This is a genomic window from Halarchaeum salinum (assembly GCF_039520965.1).
Taxonomy (GTDB): Archaea; Halobacteriota; Halobacteria; order Halobacteriales; family Halobacteriaceae; genus Halarchaeum; species Halarchaeum salinum.
In genome coordinates this window covers 51,982-70,862 of record NZ_BAAABL010000020.1, presented here as the reverse complement: position 1 = coordinate 70,862, position 18,881 = coordinate 51,982, and the positions used below count along the sequence as shown (strand labels likewise).

The following is an 18,881-nucleotide window of genomic DNA, read 5'->3' as shown; positions in this document are numbered from 1 at the left end:
AGTCTACAACGTCGAACAAGCCGTGAAACAGTGAATCCCGTCGCCCTCTGCGGATTCAATGAAGCCCTGTCGACCCAAACGAGACGTACGACCGCGTCAAGAGCGCGTGCTCGTTCCCGGCCGACCGCTCGGAAGTCGTCGCCGCCGTCGGCTCGGTGACCATCGAATCTCCGGACGGCGAGACCGTATCGCTGGAGTCAATCCTCGAACGCGGCGGGGAATCGTCGTTCGAGTCGGCGCGCGAGCTCCACCACTCGGTGCTGGCGAACCTCGGCGAGGAGTACGTCGGACGCGAGGACTACGACGATCGCTCGTCGAACCACGAGCGCGATTCGCAGGTCTCCTTCTAGTCAGCGCGGCAGGCGAACGCCGTACGTGACGTTCGCCTCGGCGATGCGCCACTCGCCATCGACGCGTTCGAACTCGTCCGCGTAGTTAGCCTGCTGGACCGCGGTTTCGCCGTCCGCGGTCTCGTGATAGAGCGCGAGGTACCAGCGGCCGGTGGCGGTGTCGCCGTCCACGTCGATGCGGGCGTTCGTGACGGTGTGCGCGCTCTCGGCGTACGCGTCGTCGAAGACGTCGCGACCGAACGCTTCGAGCTCGTCGCGGCCTTCGAAGGTCGTGCCGTCGTTCATGACAAAGCGGCCGTCCGGGGCGAAGCAGCCAGCCCAGTCGCCGTAGCGGCCGTCGTCGATGGCGTAGCAGTACTCGTGTTTGAGCCGCTCGATGGCGGCGACATCGGCGTCAGTCACGTTCGCCGCCGGGGCGGCCGGCGTCATAACGGCTTGCGTCGCGGCGAAGGTTGCGTGCGCCGTCCCTCGATACCATAGCTTTTCCGCGTGGCGCGTCTCTGAGTAGTGTGAGTATCACTGACGGCGACACGGTTACGTTCGAGTACACGGGACGACTGGACGACGGCACGGTCTTCGACACCTCGCGCGAGGACGTCGCGGACGACGCGGGACTCGCGGAGGCCCAGCCGGATCGCGACTACGACCCGCTGACGGTCGAGGTCGGCGAGGGCGCGGTCATCGAGGGCATGGAGGACGGCCTTCGCGGCCTCGAGGCCGGCGACGAGGACACGCTCGAGATCCCGCCGGAAGAAGCGTACGGCGAGTGGAGCGAGGAGGCGGTCCAGGAGTTCGACACGGACGAACTGCACGAGATGCTGGGCGGCCAGACGCCCGAGGAGGGTGCGTACCTGCAGGCGCAGAACGGCCAGCAGGGCGAGGTCATCCACGCCGACGAGGAGACGGTGCGCGTCGACTTCAATCCGGAGCTCGCAGGCGAGACGCTGACGTTCGACGTCGAAGTCGTCGACGTCGAGTAAGCTAACGAGTCGCGCTGACGGCGAGCGTTTCGACGCGCTCGGCGGCGCGCGCGACGTCGAAGCCACCGTCGGCGAGCATCGTCGCCACGCGCTCGGCGTCGTGGCGCTCGGTCAGCGGCGGGCCGGTTTCGCCCGCCCCGGCGGCGCTCCAGTCAACGATGGCGAGGCGTGCGCCGGGGCGACAGACGCGTGCGAGCTCGGCGACGCTCTCGGCGTCCGCGAACTCGTGGAATGTCATCGTACCGTACGCACCGTCGAGCGCGTCGTCTGCGAGCGGCAGGTCGCCCACGTCCGCGGCGACGAGGGTAACGTTCTCGGGTGCGCCTTTTTCGCGATAGTAGTCGTGCATCGCGGGCTGCACGTCGACGGCGTGGAGCGTCCCGACGAACGGGGCGACGTCGTCCGCGTAGAACCCCGTGCCGCTCCCGAGGTCGGCGACGACGTCGTCCGGCTCGGGCGCGAGCATTCCGAGGAGTTCCTCGCGCGAACAGTACCGATAGCGTTCGGCCGCGTCCTCGAGAGTCGCGGCCTTCGCGGCGTCGAACGTGTGGAAACCCATAGCGGACGTACGACGGGCCGGGAGTTAGGTGTCCGGGACGTCGACGCTGCCCACGAGCGGTGGCAGGTAGGCGGGGGGCGCACGCCGGTAGCGGACGGGGACGCACGTATGAGTGCGACGAGCATTCAGTTTCCGGTGTCAGTTACCCCTTCTCCTTCGGTTTCCAAAGCATAAACGGCGTAAGTGAGACCGTCCTACGTGAACGTAACATGAGCGAGACGTACACCGTCACCGGCATGTCGTGCGAGCACTGCGAGCAGACCGTCGAGGACGCGCTCGTCGCGCTCGACAGCGTCAAGTCCGCGAAGGCGGACAACGAGGCCGACACAGTCGTCGTCGAGGGCGAACCGGACGACGCCGAAGTCGTTGCCGCCGTCGGCGAGGCGGGCTACGAGGCCTCGGCGTAAGACACGGACGCACGCGGATCGACGCATCGTCGAGCCGACCACCATACCGCCGTTCGATGCCGAACCATGGATACACGCGACTACCTGATACTCCTCGGAATGGCCGTACTGGTCGTCGTCGTCGGTGCAGCAACGACGACGAAACCGCTCGACGTGTTCTTCATGGGCGGGGTGATTGAGGCCGCCCGGACGACTGCCGCGATGGCGTGGATCACATGGTGGGCGCTCGTCTTCGGCTTCGCCATCGCGGGCGGCGTCGAGGCGTGGGTGGATTCGGACGACATCGCGAACCACCTCGCGGGCGACGGCCCGCGTGAGCTCGCGCTCGGGACGTTCTTCGGCTTCGTCTCCTCATCGTGTAGCTACTCCGCGATCGCCACCGCGAAGAACCTCTACAAGAAGGGCGCGAGCGCCGGCGCGAGCCTCGGTGCGTTCATGTTCGCCTCGACGAACCTCGTCATCGAGATCGGCTTCGTCATCTGGTTGCTACTCGGGTGGCAGTTCGTCCTCGCGGACTTCGTGGGCGGATTGGTCCTCATCGGCCTCCTCGCACTCGCCTTCCGCTACCTCGTCCCGGACGACGTCCTCGAACGCGCCCGCGAGCACGCGACGGACGACGACACCACTGTCTCGTGTCCGAACTGCGGGATGGACGTCGATCCGGACGAGACGGAGTATACCCGCGAGATCGACGACACGACCTACTACTTCTGCTCGCGCTCCTGTATGGAGTCGTGGGACCCCGACGAGGCGAACACGACGATCCGCGAGCGGGCGACGTCGCTTGCGGGATGGCGCGACCTCGCCGACAAACAGTGGAAGGAGTGGGGGATGCTCTACGACGAGATCGCACTCGGCTTCGTCTTCGCGGGGATCCTCGCGGGCTTCGTCCCCCAGTCCGTCTGGACCGCGCTCTTCGGGGCCGAGATTCTTGGCTCGCCCGCGATCACCGTTGTCGCGATGGCGATCCTCGGCGCGGTCGTCGGCGTCGTCACGTTCGTCTGCTCCGTCGGGAACGTCCCCTTCGGCGCGCTGCTCTACACCGAGGGGCTCCCCTTCGGCGGCGTCCTCTCCTACATCTACGCCGACCTCGTCATCCCGCCGATCATGGAGGCCTACCGGGAGTACTATGGCGGGACGTTCGCGGCCGTCCTCTCCGCGCTCATCTTCGTCGCCGCGATCGTCACCGGCGTCCTGGTCCACGGCGTCTTCGTCGCGCTCCATGGCCTCACCGGGATCGTCTTCGTCCCCGACCCCGCGACGGCGACCGTGACCGAGTTCCACATCGCGCTCAACTACAAGGCCGCGCTGAACGCGCTCGCCGTCGTCGTCTTCGCCGCCCTCTACTGGCTCCACAAGAGCGGCGACGACGAGATGGATCACAGTGGAGGCGGTGGCCACGATGCAGGCAGCGGACACGAGCACGGTGACGCGGCGGGCGACTGACGACGGCGGGGTGTAGATTGTGCGGCGACGGCGATCGGGGCGGTGACGTCGGGGTTAGCGCGCTTTGAAGTCGTTCGTGCCCCTTCTAGTCATCATATGGCAGACCCGAACCCGACGCCGGGAATCCACCATGTAACGTGCGTGGCGAGCGACCCACAGCAGAACCTCGACTTCTGGGTGGAGACACTCGGTCTCCGCCTCGTGAAGCGCTCGATCAACCAGGACGACCCGAGCACCTACCACTTCTTCTTCGCGGACGCGGAGGGGACGCCCGGGACGAGCATGACGTTCTTCCCGTGGGGCGATATGCAACAGGGGAAGGTCGGCTCCGGACAGGTCGCACGAATTGCCTTTCGCGTGCCCGAGGGGAGCCTCGACTACTGGGAGGCGCGCTTCGATGAGTACGGCGTGGACTACGACGAGCGCGTGGAGCGATTCGGCGAATCCGTCCTCCCGTTCCGCGACCCGGACGGGCTCCCGGTCGAACTCGTCGCGGTCGACCTCCCCGACGACGAGCCGACGGTCCCGTGGACGGCGTTCGTCTCCGAGGAGCACGCGATTCGCGGCTTCCACTCCGTGACGCTCTGGCTCACGGACCCCGACCCGACGATCGACCTCCTCGAAACGATGGGGCTCGAACGGGTCGGCACCGAGCAGTCCCCGGGCGACACGCCCGGCGACGAGCGAACGCGTTTCGCGGCGGCCGGCGAGGTCGGCAAATACGTCGACGTCCTCCCGACCGTCGAGGCAAGCAGGCAGGGTCACGGCACCGTTCATCACGTCGCCTTCCAGACGCCGACGGATGACGATCAGGCTGAGATGCGCACGGCCGTCCGCTCGATGGGGCTACGGCCCACCCAGCAGATCGACCGGCACTGGTTCCGCTCCGTCTACTTCCGCGAGTTCGATGGCGTCCTCTTCGAGCTCGCAACGAAGGACCCCGGCTACGCGAGCGACGAACCGCTCGACGACCTCGGCGGCCGGCTCGTCCTCCCCGGGAAATTCGAGGATCGCCGCACGGAGATCGAGGCGACCCTCCCCGACGTGACGATCCCCACGCCTGAGGGTAAGAGCGAACAACCCGACGCCGAGGCCGACGCGGACGACTGACGCGAACGGCGAGACGGCCGAGGCGAAGAGACAGGACAACGAGGCGCGCACGTCGGGCCTACCCGGCTGAGCCACCGGCTTCCTCCGCGAGTTCCTCGTAGCGCTCCGCAAAGCGCGCCTCGCAGGTCGGACAGCAGAAGCGGTAGCGGTCGCCGCCAAAGCGGGCGCTCGTCCCCTCGTCCGTGACGGTGTTCCCGCACTCCGCGCAGGCGACGGCGAGGTCCGCGTCCGCGAGATCGTTCGTCCAGTCACTCGCCGCGATGATCGAGACGTCGTAGTCCGCGACGACCGTCGTGTCGAGCGCGTCCGCGAGCCACGACTCGACGTCCGCGTTCGGCAGGCTGGCGTGCGCGACGACGCGCGCGTCCGCACTCCGATAGACGTGCTGGGTCCCCTCGGCCTCGCGTAGGGACGCGTAGACGGCCGTCGCATGGCCGGGCTCGACGGTGACGTCGACGAGCAGCGGCACCCGGTCCGCGAACGCCGAGCGATCGACGTCGACGGTGAAGCGCTCGATGACGCCGGCTTCCCGGAGCCGCGAGACGCGATCCGAGACGGCGGGCCCGGAGAGACCGACCTCGTCCGCGATCTCGCTGTACGGCCGGCGTGCGTCCGCGTGGAGGAGTCGGAGGATCTTCCGATCGGTGTCGTCCAGATCGTGCACACGCCCGATAGCGCCTACGGGGGCAAGGCGATTTCGGGGTCGGCCCCATCCGCGGTGACGCGAGCGAACCGCGACGCGGCTTCGAGACGCGCTCGATCGAGCCGTCGTGGACCGAACCTACTTCATCGGGGACGGCGAAGGGGAGGGCGTGCGACGAAGCGCTACGGGTGAGTTAGTGTGACGTACGAGAACGTGCTCGTGCCGACGGATGGGAGCGGCGGCGTGCAGGACTCGGTGACGCAGGCGCTCGACATCGCGGAGCGCGCCGGGGCGACGGTCCACGCCCTCTACGTCGTCGACGGAAGCCTCCGCAAGCGACTGGGCGACGTGGCCTTCCCGGACGACGAACTGCGCGTCACGGGCGAGAACGCCGTCGCGTCGATCGAGGGCGCGGCCCACCGCGCCGGTCTCGACGCCGAAACCGAGATCGTCGAGGGCGACCCCGCTGGCGAGATCCTCTCGTACGTCGCCGACAACGCGATCGACCTCGTCGTCATGGGGACGCACGGCCGCGAGGGCGCGTCGCGCGCCGTCCTCGGGAGCACGACCGAATGTGTCCTCCGACGTGCCGACGTCCCCGTCCTCGTCGTCCGCACGACCGAACACGACTAGGGCGGCGACGAGGCGGACCGCTTAACCGGACTAGTGGCGAACCATCACCGCATGAGCGACGGCCTCGACCGAATGAGCGTCACCGTTCCGTCCGACCTCCGCACCGCCCTCGACGACGTCGTGGAGAGCGGGGATTACGCCAGCCGCTCGGAGGCGACACGCGACGCGCTCCGGGCGTTCGTCACGGAGTTCAACCAGCAGACTGGGCTCGCCGGCGCGCTCAGCGGGACCGTCGTCGTCCTCTACGATCACGACCACAGCGGCGTCGCCGAGGCGATGACCGACCTCCAACACGACTTCGCCGACACCATCATCGCCGTCCACCACGTTCACCTCAGCGACCACCTCTGTCTCGAATCCATCGCCGTCGAGGGCGACGGCGAGGACATCGAGGCGTTGCTGGGCCGCCTCCGCCCGCTCGAGGGCGTCCACCACGTCAAGCTCACCGTCGTCGACGCCGAGGGATGATCGAGACGCGGGGACGATTGCGGTGGTATCCGACACCTTCCGGGGCTACAAACCGCGGCCGATCCACCTCCCAGTATGCGCGCGTACGAACTGCAAGAGCACGACCCGGAGTTCCAGGGACTCGAGATCGTCGAGCGCGAACGCCCCGAGCCCGGCCCCGACGAGGTGCTGGTCGAGATCGAGGCGGCCTCACTCAACTACCGTGACCTCGCCATCGCGGCGACGGAGTTTGGCTACCCCGGCGAGGAATACCCGATGATCCCGCTGTGCGACGGCGCGGGTGACGTCGTCGAGGCCGGCGAGGACGTCGAGCGCCTCGGCGTCGGCGATTCGGTCGTCGCGCCATTCTTCCCGGACTGGGTTGATGGCCCCGGGACGCCGGAGAAGACGTACACGGCGACCGGTGGGAACCGCCCGGGGACGCTCGCGGAGTACGCGGTCTTCCCGGCGGACGCGACGCCGAAGATGCCCGACTCGCTCGACTACGAGGAGGCCTGCACGCTCACCTGTGCGGGGCTGACGGCGTGGACGGCCCTCGCCGAGCACGGGGATCTGACGGCGGGCGAAAGCGTTCTCTGTCTCGGGACGGGCGGCGTCTCGACGTTCGCCCTCCAGTTCGCGGACGCGATGGGCGCGACGCCGATCGTCACGTCCTCCAGCGACGCGAAACTCGACCTCGCGGAGGCCCGCGGGGCCGAGGTGACGATCAACTACGAGGAAACCCCGGAGTGGGGCGAGGCGGTCCAAGAGGCGACGGACGGCGTCGGTGTGGACCACGTCGTCGAGGTCGGCGGCGCGGGCACGCTCGAACGCTCGCTCGGGGCGGTGCGGTACAACGGCGAGGTCCACCTCATCGGCGTGCTCTCGGACCCGGAGGCGGAGGTCTCGCCGCAGCCGGTCCTCCACAAGGCGAGTAGCGTGCGGGGCGTGAGCGTCGGGAGTCGCGCGGCGTTCGACCGGATGGCGCGCGCGATCGACGCGAACGGGATCGAGCCGGTTGTCGATCGCGTGTTCGGCTTCGAGGACGCGACGGCCGCCTATCGGTACGTCTGGAACGGCGAGCATACCGGAAAAGTCGTCATCGAGGTCTGAGCTAATCGAGCGCGCGCTCCATCTCGAACTCGAGCGGGCGCTCGTTCGTGATCTCGAAGTCGTAGTGCTGGTAGAGCGAGACGGCGGGGCTGTTCGACTTCTCGACGTGGAGCCAGACCGTCTCGACGCCGCGCGTGCGGCCGTAGTCGAAGAGCGCTTCCATCGTGTGCGTCCCGACGCGCGCGCCCTGATAGTCCGGTTGGACGAAGATGGCGAGCTCGTAGGCGTCGCCGTCGGGGACGAGGACGGCGTGGGCGACCGGGGCGTCGTCGTGTGTGACGAGGACGTGAGCGGCACCGAGATCACCGAGGCGGTCCAGCCACGACCGGACGGCGTCCGAGCCCGTCGGTGGAAGCCCCTGCGCGCGGTCCTCGAACCCGAACGTCCCGTACATCCCGGCGAGGGCGGCGACGTCGCCGTTCGGGAGTGATCCCTGATACCCCGTGATGTCGAGATCGCGCCCCGCGCGGTCGGTCACGGTAGCGACGTGGACGCCGGCACCGTCCGTGGTTGACGAATCAGCACCGATTTCTGAATCTGGAGCGCATTTCGACATCTTGATCTCGAATAGATACACGTACGCATTATACAAATAGGTTTTTCTCCATAGTTTTTCACTAGGTGTGTTCGTCAGTGCCGTCTCGAACCGCCCACCTACAAGCGACGCGGAGTCGAAGTCGAACGCATGTCGGTTCTCGATCTGCTGATCGGTGCGAGTGCCGGACAGCGCATCGTCGTCGTCGGCACGCTCGTCCTCTACGGCTATCTGGCCCTTCGGCGGCCGGCGACCGCACGCACGGCGGCGGAACGGGGGACGAAAACTCTCGTCGCGCTCGCGACGCTCGTGCTCGCCGCGCTCCTGCTCGCGAGTGCGGTCGGCCAACTCCTCCCGCGGGAGACCGTCGCCGGCTTCGTCGGCGGGGCCGCGGGCACACCGGGAATCGCCCTCGCCGGACTCATCGGCGGCGTCCTCCCCGGCGGGCCGTACGCCGTCTACCCGCTCATCGCCGAAGTCGCGGACAGCGGCGCGGGGCTGGCGGCCATCCTCGCGTTGCTCATCGGCTACGGGGCCATCGGGCTGTTGCGCGTGCCGTACGGGCTCGTCTTCTTCGAGGGACGGATCGTCGCCGCGCGCGTCGCCATCGGCGTCGGCGTAACGGTCGCGTTCGCCGCCGTCGCCGCGGTGGTGGTCGGCGCGTGAGTCGCCTCGGCACGCTGATCGGCGACTCGTGGGGGCAACGCGTCGTCGTCATCGGCACGCTCGTCCTCTACGCGGCGTTGATCGTCACCGCCCCCGACGTCGCGTGGGCGAGTTTCGCAGGCGGGCTCTCGACGGTCACCAGTCTCGCGACGACCATCGTCGCCGCGTTCTTCCTCGCGAGCGCCATCGGCCAACTCCTCCCGGAGGACCGACTCGCCGAGCTGCTCGGCGCGTCCGCCGGCGTCCACGAAGTCGTCGCGGCCGGCCTCGTCGCCGGCCTCATCCCCGGCGGGCCGTATGCCGTCTACCCCATCATCGACCGGATGCGCGAGCGGGGCGCGGGGACACCCGCCGTCCTCACGATGCTCACCGGGTACAATCTCATCAGCGTCGGGCGCGTGCCGTACGGGCTCGTCTTCTTCAGTCCGCACGTCGTCGGACTCCGCCTCCTCGTCGCCGGCACCGCGACGGTCGCCGTCGGGACCGGGTTGTTCGCGGTCGGCGCGCTCCGACGCGGCGCGTGAGGGTGACCGGGGCGAAAGGAACCGGCGAAGGAGGGGGGCGGTGGAGGAATGGGGCGGGCGAAAAAGAGGTAGTCAGACCGCAAGATAGGACGCGATGGCGTCCTCGTCCTGCAGGTCGTTGGGGCCGATCTCGTCGACGATGCGCCCGCGTTCCATGGCGTAACAGCGATCGGCCATGTCCTGGATCGCGCCGAGGTTCTGCTCGACGAAGAGGACGGTCGTGCCGAGTTCGGCGTTGAGCTCGCGGAGGTTCTCGCTGATCTCCTCGACGATAGAGGGTTGGACGCCTTCGCTGTGCTCGTCGAGGAGGAGCAGATCGGGGTTGCCGACGAGCGCGCGGCCGATGGCGAGCATCTGCTGTTGACCGCCGCTCATCGTCCCGGCCTTCTGATCGCGGCGCTCCTCGAGGATCGGGAAGTAGTCGTACACTTCCTCGTAGAGGTCGTGCGCCCGATCGCGGTTGACGCTCTCGCCGACGAGGAGATTCTGCTCGACGGTGAGCGACGGGAAGACGTCGCGTCCCTGCGGAATGTATCCGATACCGGCGTTCGCGCGTTCGTTCGCGCTCGTCCCCGCGAGATCCTCGCCCTCGTAGCGGACGACGCCCGAGGTGGGATCAAGCAAGCCGATGATCGTCTTCATCAACGTCGATTTGCCGGCCCCGTTCTTCCCCATGACGCCGACGATCTCACCCTCCTCGACCGTGAGATCGACGTCGCGGAGGACGAGCGTCGTGTCGTACGACGCGGAGAGCGAGTCGCATTCGAGTACGGGTGGCACGTCTCACTCACCCCCCAGGTAGATCCGCCGGACCTCGTCGTCGTTGCGAATGTTGGCGATCGAGTCCTCGCGGAACACCTCGCCGCCGTGGAGGACGGTCACCTCGTCCGCGATCTCCGCGACGAAGTCGATGTCGTGTTCGATGACGATGAACGCGATGCCGTCCGCGTTCAGTTCGGTGACGAGGTCGGCGACCTCGGCGCGTTCCTCCACGGAAAGGCCGGCGACCGGTTCGTCGAGGAGGAGGAGGTCGGGTTCGAGTGCGGCAGCCATCCCGATCTCCAGGCGGCCCTGCTGGCCGTGTGCGAGGTCGCCCGCGGGCGTGGTCGCGCGTTCGGCGAGGTCGATACGCTTGAGCGCGTCGAGGATCGCCGCGTCGAGGTCGGCGTCGCCGTGGGTCCGCTGGACCGAGAGGCGCATGTTCTCGTACGCGGTGAGCTCGTCGAACACGGAGGGAACCTGGAACTTCATCCCGATCCCGAGGTCGACGCGCTCGTTCGGCCGGTAGTCCGTGATGTCCGTACCGTCGTAGTAGATCGCGCCCTCCGTCGCGGTGTGGCGGCCCGTGATGAGCTTCAACAGCGTGGATTTGCCCGCGCCGTTCGGTCCGATGAGACAGCGGAGTTCGCCCTCCGAGACGTCGAAGTCGACATCGTCGATGGCGGTGAAGCCGCCGAAGCGCTTCGTGAGACCGTCGGTCTGGAGGAGGGTGTCGGTCCCCGGACCGGTGGCGGCGACGGCCGGCGATTTGCGGCCGGCCGTGTCGGACGGCGGCGGCGAGTCATCGGTCGTCTCCGTGGTCGATGCGTTTGTCGTCTCCGCGGTCGATGCGTTTGTCGTCTTCGTGGTCGATGCGTCGGTCGTGTCGCGGTCGGTGTCTGTCGCGGTCATTCTGGGGTCCCCTCAGCCGTGTCCGTATTCGTGCCGAAGCGATCGCGTGCGCTGATGATCACCGTGTTGAGCCGCGGAACAACCCCTTCGGGGACGAAGAGGATCGCCAGCAGCAGGACGACGCCGACGACGATCAGCGCGTACTGGCTCCCCGTCACGGAGAGCTGTTGGCGGAACCACTCGATGGCGACGGTCGCGACGACGGCCCCGAGCAGGGAGCGCCGGCCGCCGACGGCCACCCACACGACCGGGATGGACGCGAAGGTGATCCCGAAGACGGAGGGGCTGACGTAGTTGCCCCACGTCGCATACAGGACGCCGGAGAGGCCGGCGAGCGCGCCGCCGAGGGCGAAGACGAGCAGTTTGACCCGCCGAACGTCGTAGCCGAGCATCTCCGTCCGGTCCTCGTCCTCGCGCGTGGCGACCATCGTGTAGCCAAAGCGGCCGTTGACGAGCGCGCGGAGCCCGAGATAGGTCGCGACGAGCGCGACGAGCGTGAACCAGTAGAAGGACGCACCATCGAGCGTAATCGCCGTCTCGCCGACGCCGAAGGCGAGGCTCGGGATGGCGGGGATCCCGTTGAACCCGCCGAGCGGGACCGAGCCAACTGTCCACTCCGAGCCGGCGGTCTGTGCCATGAAGGTGTTCAGGACGAGTGCGACGACGAGCGTGAGGATGGTGACGTAGACGTCGCGGACCTCGCCGTAGAACATGAAGTAGCCGAGCACGAGCGCGACGAGCGTCGCGATCCCGACGGAAACCGGGAACGCGAGCATCGTCGTCAGCGTGCTCGAGAGGTTCATGCTGATGAGGGCGAAGGAGTAGCCGGCGACGCCGAAGAACACCACCTGCCCGAAGCTGAGGATCCCCGTGTACCCCCAAATGACCGTGAGGGAGAGCGCGAGGATCGCGTAGAGCAAGTAGAGCGCGGCGCTGGAGGCCGCGTACGCCCCGAAGCCGATCGGATAGCCGAAGAGCCCGACGAGGACGACGACGAACCCGAGCCAGAATCCCCGGCTGTTGCCGATGGTGTTCGGGCCCTCGAAGGGCCGACAGAGCCGGTCGAAAGTCTCACCGAGGCTCATTCACTCGCCCTCCATGCGGTTACGGACGTTCTCGACGAGCCCCGTCAGGCCACTCGACAGGACGCGGATGACGAGGATCGCCGTCAGGAGCATCGCGATCTGGCCGTAGAACGTCCCGAAGAGGTTCGTGAACACGGCGTCGATGAAGCCGAGCAGCCCGCTGGCGAGCGTCGTCCCGAGGAGGACCGACGGCCCGCCGACGACGACGGCGACGAACGCCTCGACGAGGAACGACGAGCCCATGCCGGGGACGACGGTGAGCGTCGGCGCGTAGAGCGCCCCGGTCAGCCCGGCGAGCGCGGAGCCGATGACGAACGTCGCGGTGTACATCCGGTCGGTGTCGACGCCGAGCGCACGCGCGGTGTCGGGGTCCTGAATCGTCGCCCGAGCGCGGATACCGAACTCGGTGCGCGTGAAGACGACGTAGAGCCCGCCGAGCACGAGGACTGCGACGAGCGAGAGCAACACGCGGTACGTCGAGTAGGAGAACTCACCGTACGCGATGTTGCCGAGCGGCGTCGAGACCTGCGGGATGGAGTTCCCGAAGACGATCCGCATCCCCTGCGTGAGGATGAGCCCGAGCGCCCATGTGGCGACCATCGAGTCGAAGAGCCGATCGTAGAGCCGGTGGATGATCGTCCGCTCCAGGATGAACCCCATGGCGGCGGTCACGAGCACGCCGATGGCCATCGCGACCGGGAGAGGGGCACCCGCGTTCGCCGACAGCGTCGTGCCGTACGCGCCGATCATGATGAACTCGCCGTGGCCGAGGTTGATCACGCCCATCATCCCGAAGATGATGGCGAGCCCGACCGCCGCGAGCACGACGAACGCGAAATTGTCTGCGAACTGGAACAACAGGTTGAGTGCGTTCATTCTTGCGTGGCGTCGGCCTCCTCGTAGTAGTCCGCGGGGACGTACTGGGTGGTCTCCTCGTTCTCGCGGAGGTTGCAACCGACCGTCTCCGAGAGGAACTGTTCAGGGATGCGCTGCTCGTCCTCGACGGTGATGTTGTGTTCCTCATCACACCGGAAGACGTGCATATTGTGCGTCATGTGGTGGACCGGCCCCTGCAACGAGATGTCGCCCTCAGGGGCGGAGATGTCCATCCCGTTCTCGAGTTCCTCGATGATGTCGGCCTGGTTCGTCGAGCCGACCGCCTCGGCCGCACGGGCGTACATCTTGATCGAGAAGTAGTTGTTGACGGCCTCCTCGTTGATGTACGCGGCGTCCGGGTACTTCTCGTAGAACCGATCGACGAACTCCTGGTTGCGGTCGGTCGGGATCTCCTCCATGTAGTTGAACCCGCCGTAGACGTTCGCCATCGCGGGCGCGTCAAGGCGCTTGTGCTGGTAGCCCTGCGCCATCACGGTCGAGGTCCCCATCGGGATGTCGAGGCCGGCGGAGGTCCGCTGGTTCCAGAAGGACGTGTGGTTCGCGCCGACGAGCAGCGCCATCACGAAGTCCGGATCGGCCTCCTGGATGTTGTTGATCGTGGAGCCGAAGTCCGTGACGGAGAGTGGGATGAACTCCTCGCCGATGACGTTCGCGTCGTTCTCGTCGGCGAGCACGCGGACCCAGTCAGCGGAGAGCTGCCCGAAGTTGTAGTCGGCCGCGATCGTGTAGATGTCGGAGCCGAAGTTCTCGACCATGTACGGGAGGACGCTCCCGAGCTGCTGGCGCGCCGTCGCACCCATGCAGAAGGTGTAGGAGTCACAGACGCCCCCCTCGTACTGCGTCGTGTAGAAGTAGAGCTGTTCGTTCTGGTCGATGATGGGGCGGATCGTCTCGCGCGTCGCCGAGGAGTAGCCCGCCCAGAGGGCGTCGACGTTCTCCTCGTTGATCGCCTGCCGGGTGAGCTGCTGGTAGCGCTGGTTGTCGGACTGCGGGTCGGGTGCGAACGTCTCGATCTCGTTGCCGAGGATGCCCCCGTTCGCGTTGAGCTCCTCGATGGCGAGCATGCTCGCCTGGTACTTCGGCGTCCCGTTGAGCGCGAAGTTCCCGGAGCGATCCTCGATGATACCGAGTTTGACCGTGTCACTCCCGCCGCTACCGCTGCCACCGGTCAGACAGCCAGCGAGCGCCGCGCCGCCGATCGCGCCGCCGGTCGCGAGGTACGACCGACGTGAGATCCCGGAGCGCCGATCGGTCATTCGTCGCTCACCTGAAGTTGATGAACATATTCAGATTTGCATTTTGGGTTGCTAGTACTAGTAGTGAAATCGGTGTAGATTGGGTGCACGTCCATATTTTTCGACATGGGTCCGAATCAGACACACATTAAAAAGACTTTCGAACCGGATGACATACATTGTTCTATAGTGGTTTAATTGTTTAAGGACACCATACGTGGTGCAGCGTTTCGTCTGTTCACCACACCTACTGTGGAAACAGGAGACAAGCGTCCGGAAAGATGAGTGGCGAGTCGATCGGGGGCTACGGGCCGAACACGCAGCTTCTCGTACAGTACAGGAATGAGAACCGAATTCCGAAAACAGCATGCAAGTATTGACTTCTGTGGCCTATCTTATTAGGATATAGCTAGAAATTGCGCGTAGGATGAATACGACGGATACGATCGGGATAGTGGAGGGCGGTCGATGACCGAGCGCCTCGTGCCGGGAGCAATCGACCCCGGTGAGGGCGACGTGACGATCAACGAGGGGCGGGAGACGGCGAGCGTGACGGTGTCGAACACCGGCGATCGGCCCGCACAGGTGGGGTCGCACTTCCACTTCTTCGAGGCGAACGCCGCGCTGGCGTTCGACCGCGAGGCCGCGTTCGGGATGCGTTTGAACATCCCGGCGGGGACGGCGGTGCGCTTCGAGCCCGGCGACGAGCAGGATGTCGACCTCGTCGCGTTCGGTGGGAAGCAGCGCGCGTACGGGATGAACGGGATGGTGAACGGGAGCGTGACTGTCGATCCCGACGCGGCGCTCGAACGCCTGCGCGACGCGGGGTACGCGGACACCGGCGCGCCGGACGGCGACGCGGGTACGAAGGGGGGCGAGGAGTCGTGACCCGCGACGTCTCCCGCGAGGCCTATACGGAACTGTATGGCCCGACAGTCGGCGGGCAGGTCCGGCTCGGCGACACGGACCTCCGCGTCGAGGTCGAGGAGGATTACCGGAGCGCGGGTGACGAGGCCGTCTTCGGCGGCGGGAAGACCATCCGCGACGGGATGGGGATGGCCCCGGGCGTCACACAAGCGGAGGGTGCGCTCGACTGGATGATCACGAACGCCACGATCCTCGATCCGGTCATCGGCGTCGTCGCGGCGGACATCGGCGTTCGGGACGGCCGGATCGCCGGGATCGGGAACGCCGGCAACCCGGACACGATGGACGACGTGGACATGGTGATCGGCGCGTCGACGGACGTCTACCCCGCGGAGGGGAAGATCGTCACGCCCGGCGGGCTCGACATCCACATCCACTTCAACTCGTCGGGGCTCTACGAGCACGCGCTCGCCTCGGGGATCACGACGATGCTCGGCGGCGGCTACGGCGGTGGGGCGGCGACGACGACGGCCGGTCCGGTGAACATCGAACGCTTCCTGCAGGCGGCGGAGGAGTGGCCAGTCAACGTCGGCTTCTACGGGAAGGGGAACTCGAGTGAGCCGGAATCGCTGTACGAGCAGGTCGAAGCTGGGGCGTGTGGCCTGAAGATCCACGAGGACTGGGGCGCGACACCGGGCGTCATCGACACCTGCCTCACGGTCGCCGACGAGGAGGACGTGCAGGTCGCGATGCACACGGACACGCTGAACGAGACCGGATTCCTCGAAAACACCGTCGAGGCCATCGACGGCCGGACGATCCACCTCTTCCACATCGAGGGCGCGGGCGGCGGCCACGCCCCGGACATCATGGAGGCCGTCGGCGACCCGAACGTCCTCCCGTCGTCGACCAACCCCTCGATGCCGTACACGACGAACACGTTCGACGAGCACCTCGACATGGTGATGGTCTGTCACCACCTGAACCCGGACGTCCCCGAGGACGTCGCGTTCGCGGAGTCGCGCATCCGCGCGGAGACCATCGCCGCCGAGGACGTCCTCCACGATACGGGCGCGATCTCGATGATGACGAGCGACTCGCAGGCGATGGGCCGGATGGGCGAAGTCGTCTCGCGGACGTGGCAGACTGCCCACAAGATGAAGACCCAGCGTGGGCCGCTCGCGGCGGACGGCCCCGCGGACAACGAGCGCGTGCTTCGCTACCTCGCCAAGTACACGATCAACCCCTCGATCGCCGCGGGGATCGACGACCACGTCGGCACGCTCGAACCCGGGAAGCTCGCGGACCTCGTCCTCTGGGACCCGGCGTTCTTCGGGAGCAAGCCACATGTGACGTTCAAGGGTGGCTTCCCGGTCTACGGCGAGATGGGTGAGTCGAACGGCTCGCTGATGACCTGTGAGCCGATCATGCAGCGCCCGCGCGCCGGCGCGGTCGGGAAGGCCAAACACGCCCTCTCGCTCTCCTTCGTCAGCCCCGCCGCGAAGGAGCGCGGCGTCGGCGACGAGTATGGCTTGGACACGGAGACCGTCGCAGTCTCCGGGACGCGGACGATCGACAAGAGCGACATGGTGCGCAATTCGACCCGGCCGGACGACATCGAGATCGACCCCGAGACCTTCGAGGTGCGCGTCGACGGCGAGCACGTCACCTGCGAACCGGCCGCGGAACTGCCCCTCACCCAACGCTACATGCTATGAATCTTACACCGAAGGAACGCGAACGGCTCACGATCTACACGGCGGCGCAGCTCGCGCGCGACCGCAAGGAGCGCGGCGTGAAACTCAACCACCCGGAGGCCATCGCGTACATCTCCGATTGGATCTTCGAGGGCGCGCGCGAGGGGAAGGACGTCGCGGAGCTTCGAGCGGGCGCGACGGGTCTGCTCGGCCGCGAGGACGTCATGGGCGGCGTCCCCGAGATGATCGACATGGTGCAAGTCGAGCCGATGTTCCGCGACGGGACGAAACTCGTCACCGTCCACGACCCGATCCGGACCGATACTGCACGCGAGGTGGGGGGCGAATGAGCGCCGGGGAACGACTCACCCATCGCGACGTCGCGACCGTCGGGATCGGTGGCCCCGTCGGCTCCGGGAAGACCTCACTCATCAGCGAGGTCGTGCCGCGCCTCCGTGAGGCTGGCCTCGACGTCGGCGTCATCGCCAACGACATCCTGACACAGGCGGACGCTGACGCCTTACGTGAGCGCTTCGCCGGCGTCGTCCCCGAGGACCTCGTCGCGGGCGTCGAGACGGGCGCGTGCCCGCACACCGGCATCCGCGAGGACCCCTCGATGAACCTCCGGCAGATCGACGACTTCGTCGAGGCACACCCCGAGCTCGACCTCGTGATCGTCGAGAGTGGCGGCGACAACCTCGCTGCGACCTTCGATCCGGAGCTTGCGGACTACTCGCTCTACGTCATCTCCGTAGCGGAAGGGGACGACATCCCCGCAAAGCGCGGACCGGGCGTCGTGGACTGCGATCTCCTCGTCGTGAACAAGACGGACCTCGCACCACACGTCGGCGCGGACTTAGAGAAGATCGAACGCGACGCCGCTGCCGTCCGCGAGGGGCCCTACGTCCTCACGGACTGCAAGGCCGAGACGGGCGTCGAGGACGTCATCGACCACGTACGCTCGGAGGTACTGTTCGCGTAGATGGCGACGGAGAACGCGGCGGGAGCGGACGACGATGCGGCGACAGTAGACGACACTGTGGGGGTGAGCGAGGACGCCGAGGAGCCACGATGCGACGATCCGCGTGAGCCGACGCTCGCACACGAGCGCGACCTTCCGCCGGCCTTCGAACCCTACGAGGGCGAGTCGCTCCCGCAGGTCGGCGTGGGGTCGCCCGGAAAGGTGGGCGAACTCGACGCGACGTTCGCCGCGGGTGTCGACGGGTCGACGGATCTCGTCGCCGACTACGCGCGCGTCCCGTACCACCTGAGCGGGACGCTCGATCACGACGTTGGACGGCCCGACTTCGCCACGGCGTACGTTCAGAGCCCGACGGGCGGCGTCGCGCAGGGCGATCGGAACCGGATGATCGTCACCGCGGAGGCGGACGCGCGCGCACACGTCAGCACGGGGAGCGCGACGAAGGTGCTCTCGATGGACGCGAACTACGGGCGCGTCGACGCAACGTTCGTCGTCGAGGACGGCGCGCACGTCGAGTACGTCCCCGAGCAGACGATCCTCCACCCGGACGCGCGCTACTGTGGGGAGACGGCGGTGACGCTCGGGCACGACGCGAGCGCGATCCTCACGGACGTCGTCGTCCCGGGTCGCCTCGCGCGCGACGAGGCCTTCGACTTCGAGCGCTACTACGCGCGCACGACCGTCGACGGCCCCGACGGGCGCATCCTCGCGGACACGACGCACCTCGCACCGGGCGACCCACACGCGGACCCACGACGCGCGGGCGTCCTCGACGACTACACCGTGCTCGGGACGTGCTACGTGGCGACGACGCGCGACGTCGATTCGGGACGCCTGAGCGACCGACTCGCCGATCGACTCGTCGACGAACCCGCCCGTGCAAGTGCGACGGCACTCCCCCGCGACGGCGGGGCGTTCGTCCGCGCGCTCGGCGATCGAGCGGGGGACGTACAGGCGGCGCTCACGGCCGCGTGGGACGAGGCGAGTCGCGTCCTGCTTGATGCACCCGCACCCGACCAGCGCAAATACTGAGA

Annotated in this window: 23 protein-coding genes and 1 pseudogene; 15 read left to right on the top strand and 9 right to left on the bottom strand. The window is 67.3% G+C overall.

Annotation, left to right across the window (positions count from 1 at the left end; all coding sequences use genetic code 11):
* Positions 1 to 89: 89 nt before the first annotated feature.
* Positions 90 to 350 (top strand): annotated as a pseudogene (locus ABDZ36_RS01810) (DUF5789 family protein); the annotation flags it as partial.
* Here ABDZ36_RS01810 and ABDZ36_RS01805 read toward each other — a convergent pair.
* Positions 351 to 752, bottom strand: coding sequence for a nuclear transport factor 2 family protein (locus ABDZ36_RS01805; RefSeq protein WP_211312462.1), 402 nt, complete (start codon positions 750 to 752; stop codon positions 351 to 353). It lies immediately after the preceding pseudogene.
* 107 nt (positions 753 to 859) lie between these two features.
* On the opposite strand from ABDZ36_RS01805, the gene ABDZ36_RS01800 reads away from it, so the two are divergent.
* Positions 860 to 1,330 carry an FKBP-type peptidyl-prolyl cis-trans isomerase gene (locus ABDZ36_RS01800; protein WP_211312461.1) on the top strand — a complete coding sequence of 157 codons (471 nt, stop codon included), beginning with the start codon at positions 860 to 862 and terminating at the stop codon, positions 1,328 to 1,330.
* A 1-nt stretch (position 1,331) separates the two neighbouring features.
* Here ABDZ36_RS01800 and ABDZ36_RS01795 read toward each other — a convergent pair whose 3' ends face one another.
* Positions 1,332 to 1,889, bottom strand: a complete 558-nt coding sequence (locus ABDZ36_RS01795; protein WP_211312460.1) for a class I SAM-dependent methyltransferase — start codon at positions 1,887 to 1,889, stop codon at positions 1,332 to 1,334.
* 209 nt (positions 1,890 to 2,098) lie between these two features.
* Here ABDZ36_RS01795 and ABDZ36_RS01790 point away from each other — a divergent pair, with 209 nt between their 5' ends.
* The 3 genes from ABDZ36_RS01790 to ABDZ36_RS01780 all read left to right on the top strand — a co-directional run bounded on the left by ABDZ36_RS01790 (position 2,099) and on the right by ABDZ36_RS01780 (position 4,852).
* Positions 2,099 to 2,296 carry a heavy-metal-associated domain-containing protein gene (locus ABDZ36_RS01790; protein WP_211312459.1) on the top strand — a complete coding sequence of 66 codons (198 nt, stop codon included), beginning with the start codon at positions 2,099 to 2,101 and terminating at the stop codon, positions 2,294 to 2,296.
* Positions 2,297 to 2,362: 66 nt separating this feature from the next.
* Entirely contained in the window at positions 2,363 to 3,742 is a 1,380-nt protein-coding gene (locus tag ABDZ36_RS01785) for a permease (RefSeq protein WP_211312458.1), read from the top strand.
* A 96-nt stretch (positions 3,743 to 3,838) separates the two neighbouring features.
* Positions 3,839 to 4,852, top strand: a complete 1,014-nt coding sequence (locus ABDZ36_RS01780) for a ring-cleaving dioxygenase (RefSeq protein WP_211312457.1) — start codon at positions 3,839 to 3,841, stop codon at positions 4,850 to 4,852.
* A 58-nt stretch (positions 4,853 to 4,910) separates the two neighbouring features.
* Here ABDZ36_RS01780 and ABDZ36_RS01775 read toward each other — a convergent pair whose 3' ends face one another.
* Positions 4,911 to 5,516, bottom strand: a complete 606-nt coding sequence (locus ABDZ36_RS01775; protein ID WP_211312456.1) for an AsnC family transcriptional regulator — start codon at positions 5,514 to 5,516, stop codon at positions 4,911 to 4,913.
* A gap of 177 nt (positions 5,517 to 5,693) precedes the next feature.
* On the opposite strand from ABDZ36_RS01775, the gene ABDZ36_RS01770 reads away from it, so the two are divergent.
* The 3 genes from ABDZ36_RS01770 (at position 5,694) to ABDZ36_RS01760 (ending at position 7,688) form a co-directional block, all read left to right on the top strand.
* The gene (locus ABDZ36_RS01770) at positions 5,694 to 6,128 is read left to right on the top strand and encodes a universal stress protein (protein ID WP_211312455.1); all 435 of its coding nucleotides are present in this window, start codon (positions 5,694 to 5,696) and stop codon (positions 6,126 to 6,128) included.
* Between the two features lie 51 nt (positions 6,129 to 6,179).
* The gene (gene nikR, locus ABDZ36_RS01765; protein WP_211312454.1) at positions 6,180 to 6,596 is read left to right on the top strand and encodes a nickel-responsive transcriptional regulator NikR; all 417 of its coding nucleotides are present in this window, start codon (positions 6,180 to 6,182) and stop codon (positions 6,594 to 6,596) included.
* A gap of 75 nt (positions 6,597 to 6,671) precedes the next feature.
* Complete coding sequence (locus ABDZ36_RS01760; RefSeq protein WP_211312453.1) at positions 6,672 to 7,688, top strand: zinc-dependent alcohol dehydrogenase family protein; 1,017 nt, start codon at positions 6,672 to 6,674, stop codon at positions 7,686 to 7,688.
* 1 nt (position 7,689) lies between these two features.
* On the opposite strand, the gene ABDZ36_RS01755 is transcribed toward ABDZ36_RS01760, so the two are convergent.
* Complete coding sequence (locus ABDZ36_RS01755; protein ID WP_343749182.1) at positions 7,690 to 8,166, bottom strand: GNAT family N-acetyltransferase; 477 nt, start codon at positions 8,164 to 8,166, stop codon at positions 7,690 to 7,692.
* A gap of 207 nt (positions 8,167 to 8,373) precedes the next feature.
* On the opposite strand from ABDZ36_RS01755, the gene ABDZ36_RS01750 reads away from it, so the two are divergent.
* Together ABDZ36_RS01750 and ABDZ36_RS01745 are read left to right on the top strand one after the other, a co-directional pair.
* Positions 8,374 to 8,889, top strand: a complete 516-nt coding sequence (locus ABDZ36_RS01750; RefSeq protein WP_211312451.1) for a hypothetical protein — start codon at positions 8,374 to 8,376, stop codon at positions 8,887 to 8,889.
* Entirely contained in the window at positions 8,886 to 9,413 is a 528-nt protein-coding gene (locus ABDZ36_RS01745; RefSeq protein WP_211312450.1) for a hypothetical protein, read from the top strand. The genes ABDZ36_RS01750 and ABDZ36_RS01745 overlap by 4 nt, the downstream gene beginning before the upstream one ends.
* A 72-nt stretch (positions 9,414 to 9,485) precedes the next feature.
* On the opposite strand, the gene ABDZ36_RS01740 is transcribed toward ABDZ36_RS01745, so the two are convergent.
* Genes ABDZ36_RS01740 through ABDZ36_RS01720 form a run of 5 tightly spaced genes read right to left on the bottom strand, consistent with a single transcriptional unit; the run spans position 9,486 to position 14,322 of the window.
* Positions 9,486 to 10,193 (bottom strand): ABC transporter ATP-binding protein, encoded by a 708-nt coding sequence (locus tag ABDZ36_RS01740; protein WP_211312449.1) that lies wholly within the window; start codon positions 10,191 to 10,193, stop codon positions 9,486 to 9,488.
* A gap of 3 nt (positions 10,194 to 10,196) precedes the next feature.
* A complete protein-coding gene (locus ABDZ36_RS01735) occupies positions 10,197 to 11,084 on the bottom strand; it encodes an ABC transporter ATP-binding protein (protein WP_211312448.1) in 888 nt (295 codons plus the stop codon).
* Positions 11,081 to 12,169, bottom strand: a complete 1,089-nt coding sequence (locus ABDZ36_RS01730) for an ABC transporter permease subunit (protein WP_211312447.1) — start codon at positions 12,167 to 12,169, stop codon at positions 11,081 to 11,083. The genes ABDZ36_RS01735 and ABDZ36_RS01730 overlap by 4 nt, the downstream gene beginning before the upstream one ends.
* On the bottom strand, positions 12,170 to 13,045 hold the full coding sequence (gene urtB / locus ABDZ36_RS01725; protein ID WP_211312446.1) for an urea ABC transporter, permease protein UrtB: 876 nt from the start codon (positions 13,043 to 13,045) through the stop codon (positions 12,170 to 12,172). It lies immediately after the preceding gene.
* Entirely contained in the window at positions 13,042 to 14,322 is a 1,281-nt protein-coding gene (locus ABDZ36_RS01720; RefSeq protein WP_211312445.1) for an urea ABC transporter substrate-binding protein, read from the bottom strand. Before ABDZ36_RS01720 ends, urtB begins: the two co-directional genes overlap by 4 nt.
* 447 nt (positions 14,323 to 14,769) lie before the next feature.
* Here ABDZ36_RS01720 and ABDZ36_RS01715 point away from each other — a divergent pair, with 447 nt between their 5' ends.
* Genes ABDZ36_RS01715 through ABDZ36_RS01695 form a run of 5 tightly spaced genes read left to right on the top strand, consistent with a single transcriptional unit; the run spans position 14,770 to position 18,879 of the window.
* Positions 14,770 to 15,189 carry an urease subunit beta gene (locus ABDZ36_RS01715; protein WP_211312444.1) on the top strand — a complete coding sequence of 140 codons (420 nt, stop codon included), beginning with the start codon at positions 14,770 to 14,772 and terminating at the stop codon, positions 15,187 to 15,189.
* Entirely contained in the window at positions 15,186 to 16,886 is a 1,701-nt protein-coding gene (gene ureC / locus ABDZ36_RS01710) for an urease subunit alpha (RefSeq protein WP_211312443.1), read from the top strand. The genes ABDZ36_RS01715 and ureC overlap by 4 nt, the downstream gene beginning before the upstream one ends.
* Positions 16,883 to 17,215, top strand: a complete 333-nt coding sequence (locus ABDZ36_RS01705; RefSeq protein ID WP_211312442.1) for an urease subunit gamma — start codon at positions 16,883 to 16,885, stop codon at positions 17,213 to 17,215. Before ureC ends, ABDZ36_RS01705 begins: the two co-directional genes overlap by 4 nt.
* The gene (ureG, locus tag ABDZ36_RS01700; RefSeq protein ID WP_211312441.1) at positions 17,212 to 17,847 is read left to right on the top strand and encodes an urease accessory protein UreG; all 636 of its coding nucleotides are present in this window, start codon (positions 17,212 to 17,214) and stop codon (positions 17,845 to 17,847) included. The genes ABDZ36_RS01705 and ureG overlap by 4 nt, the downstream gene beginning before the upstream one ends.
* Positions 17,848 to 18,879, top strand: coding sequence for an urease accessory protein UreD (locus tag ABDZ36_RS01695; RefSeq protein ID WP_211312440.1), 1,032 nt, complete (start codon positions 17,848 to 17,850; stop codon positions 18,877 to 18,879).
* The last annotated feature ends 2 nt before the right edge of the window (positions 18,880 to 18,881 follow it).

What these genes read in the sequence shown, in the direction of transcription:
- ABDZ36_RS01720 (WP_211312445.1), bottom strand. Translation starts at nt 14,322, where the DNA reads ATGACCGATCGGCGCTCCGGGATCTCACGTCGGTCGTACCTCGCGACC.
- ureG (WP_211312441.1), top strand. Translation starts at nt 17,212, where the DNA reads ATGAGCGCCGGGGAACGACTCACCCATCGCGACGTCGCGACCGTCGGG.
- ABDZ36_RS01705 (WP_211312442.1), top strand. Translation starts at nt 16,883, where the DNA reads ATGAATCTTACACCGAAGGAACGCGAACGGCTCACGATCTACACGGCG.
- nikR (WP_211312454.1), top strand. Translation starts at nt 6,180, where the DNA reads ATGAGCGACGGCCTCGACCGAATGAGCGTCACCGTTCCGTCCGACCTC.
- urtB (WP_211312446.1), bottom strand. Translation starts at nt 13,045, where the DNA reads ATGAACGCACTCAACCTGTTGTTCCAGTTCGCAGACAATTTCGCGTTC.
- ABDZ36_RS01790 (WP_211312459.1), top strand. Translation starts at nt 2,099, where the DNA reads ATGAGCGAGACGTACACCGTCACCGGCATGTCGTGCGAGCACTGCGAG.
- ABDZ36_RS01695 (WP_211312440.1), top strand. Translation starts at nt 17,848, where the DNA reads ATGGCGACGGAGAACGCGGCGGGAGCGGACGACGATGCGGCGACAGTA.
- ABDZ36_RS01760 (WP_211312453.1), top strand. Translation starts at nt 6,672, where the DNA reads ATGCGCGCGTACGAACTGCAAGAGCACGACCCGGAGTTCCAGGGACTC.
- ABDZ36_RS01735 (WP_211312448.1), bottom strand. Translation starts at nt 11,084, where the DNA reads ATGACCGCGACAGACACCGACCGCGACACGACCGACGCATCGACCACG.
- ABDZ36_RS01785 (WP_211312458.1), top strand. Translation starts at nt 2,363, where the DNA reads ATGGATACACGCGACTACCTGATACTCCTCGGAATGGCCGTACTGGTC.
- ABDZ36_RS01750 (WP_211312451.1), top strand. Translation starts at nt 8,374, where the DNA reads ATGTCGGTTCTCGATCTGCTGATCGGTGCGAGTGCCGGACAGCGCATC.
- ABDZ36_RS01780 (WP_211312457.1), top strand. Translation starts at nt 3,839, where the DNA reads ATGGCAGACCCGAACCCGACGCCGGGAATCCACCATGTAACGTGCGTG.
- ABDZ36_RS01715 (WP_211312444.1), top strand. Translation starts at nt 14,770, where the DNA reads ATGACCGAGCGCCTCGTGCCGGGAGCAATCGACCCCGGTGAGGGCGAC.
- ABDZ36_RS01795 (WP_211312460.1), bottom strand. Translation starts at nt 1,889, where the DNA reads ATGGGTTTCCACACGTTCGACGCCGCGAAGGCCGCGACTCTCGAGGAC.
- ABDZ36_RS01730 (WP_211312447.1), bottom strand. Translation starts at nt 12,169, where the DNA reads ATGAGCCTCGGTGAGACTTTCGACCGGCTCTGTCGGCCCTTCGAGGGC.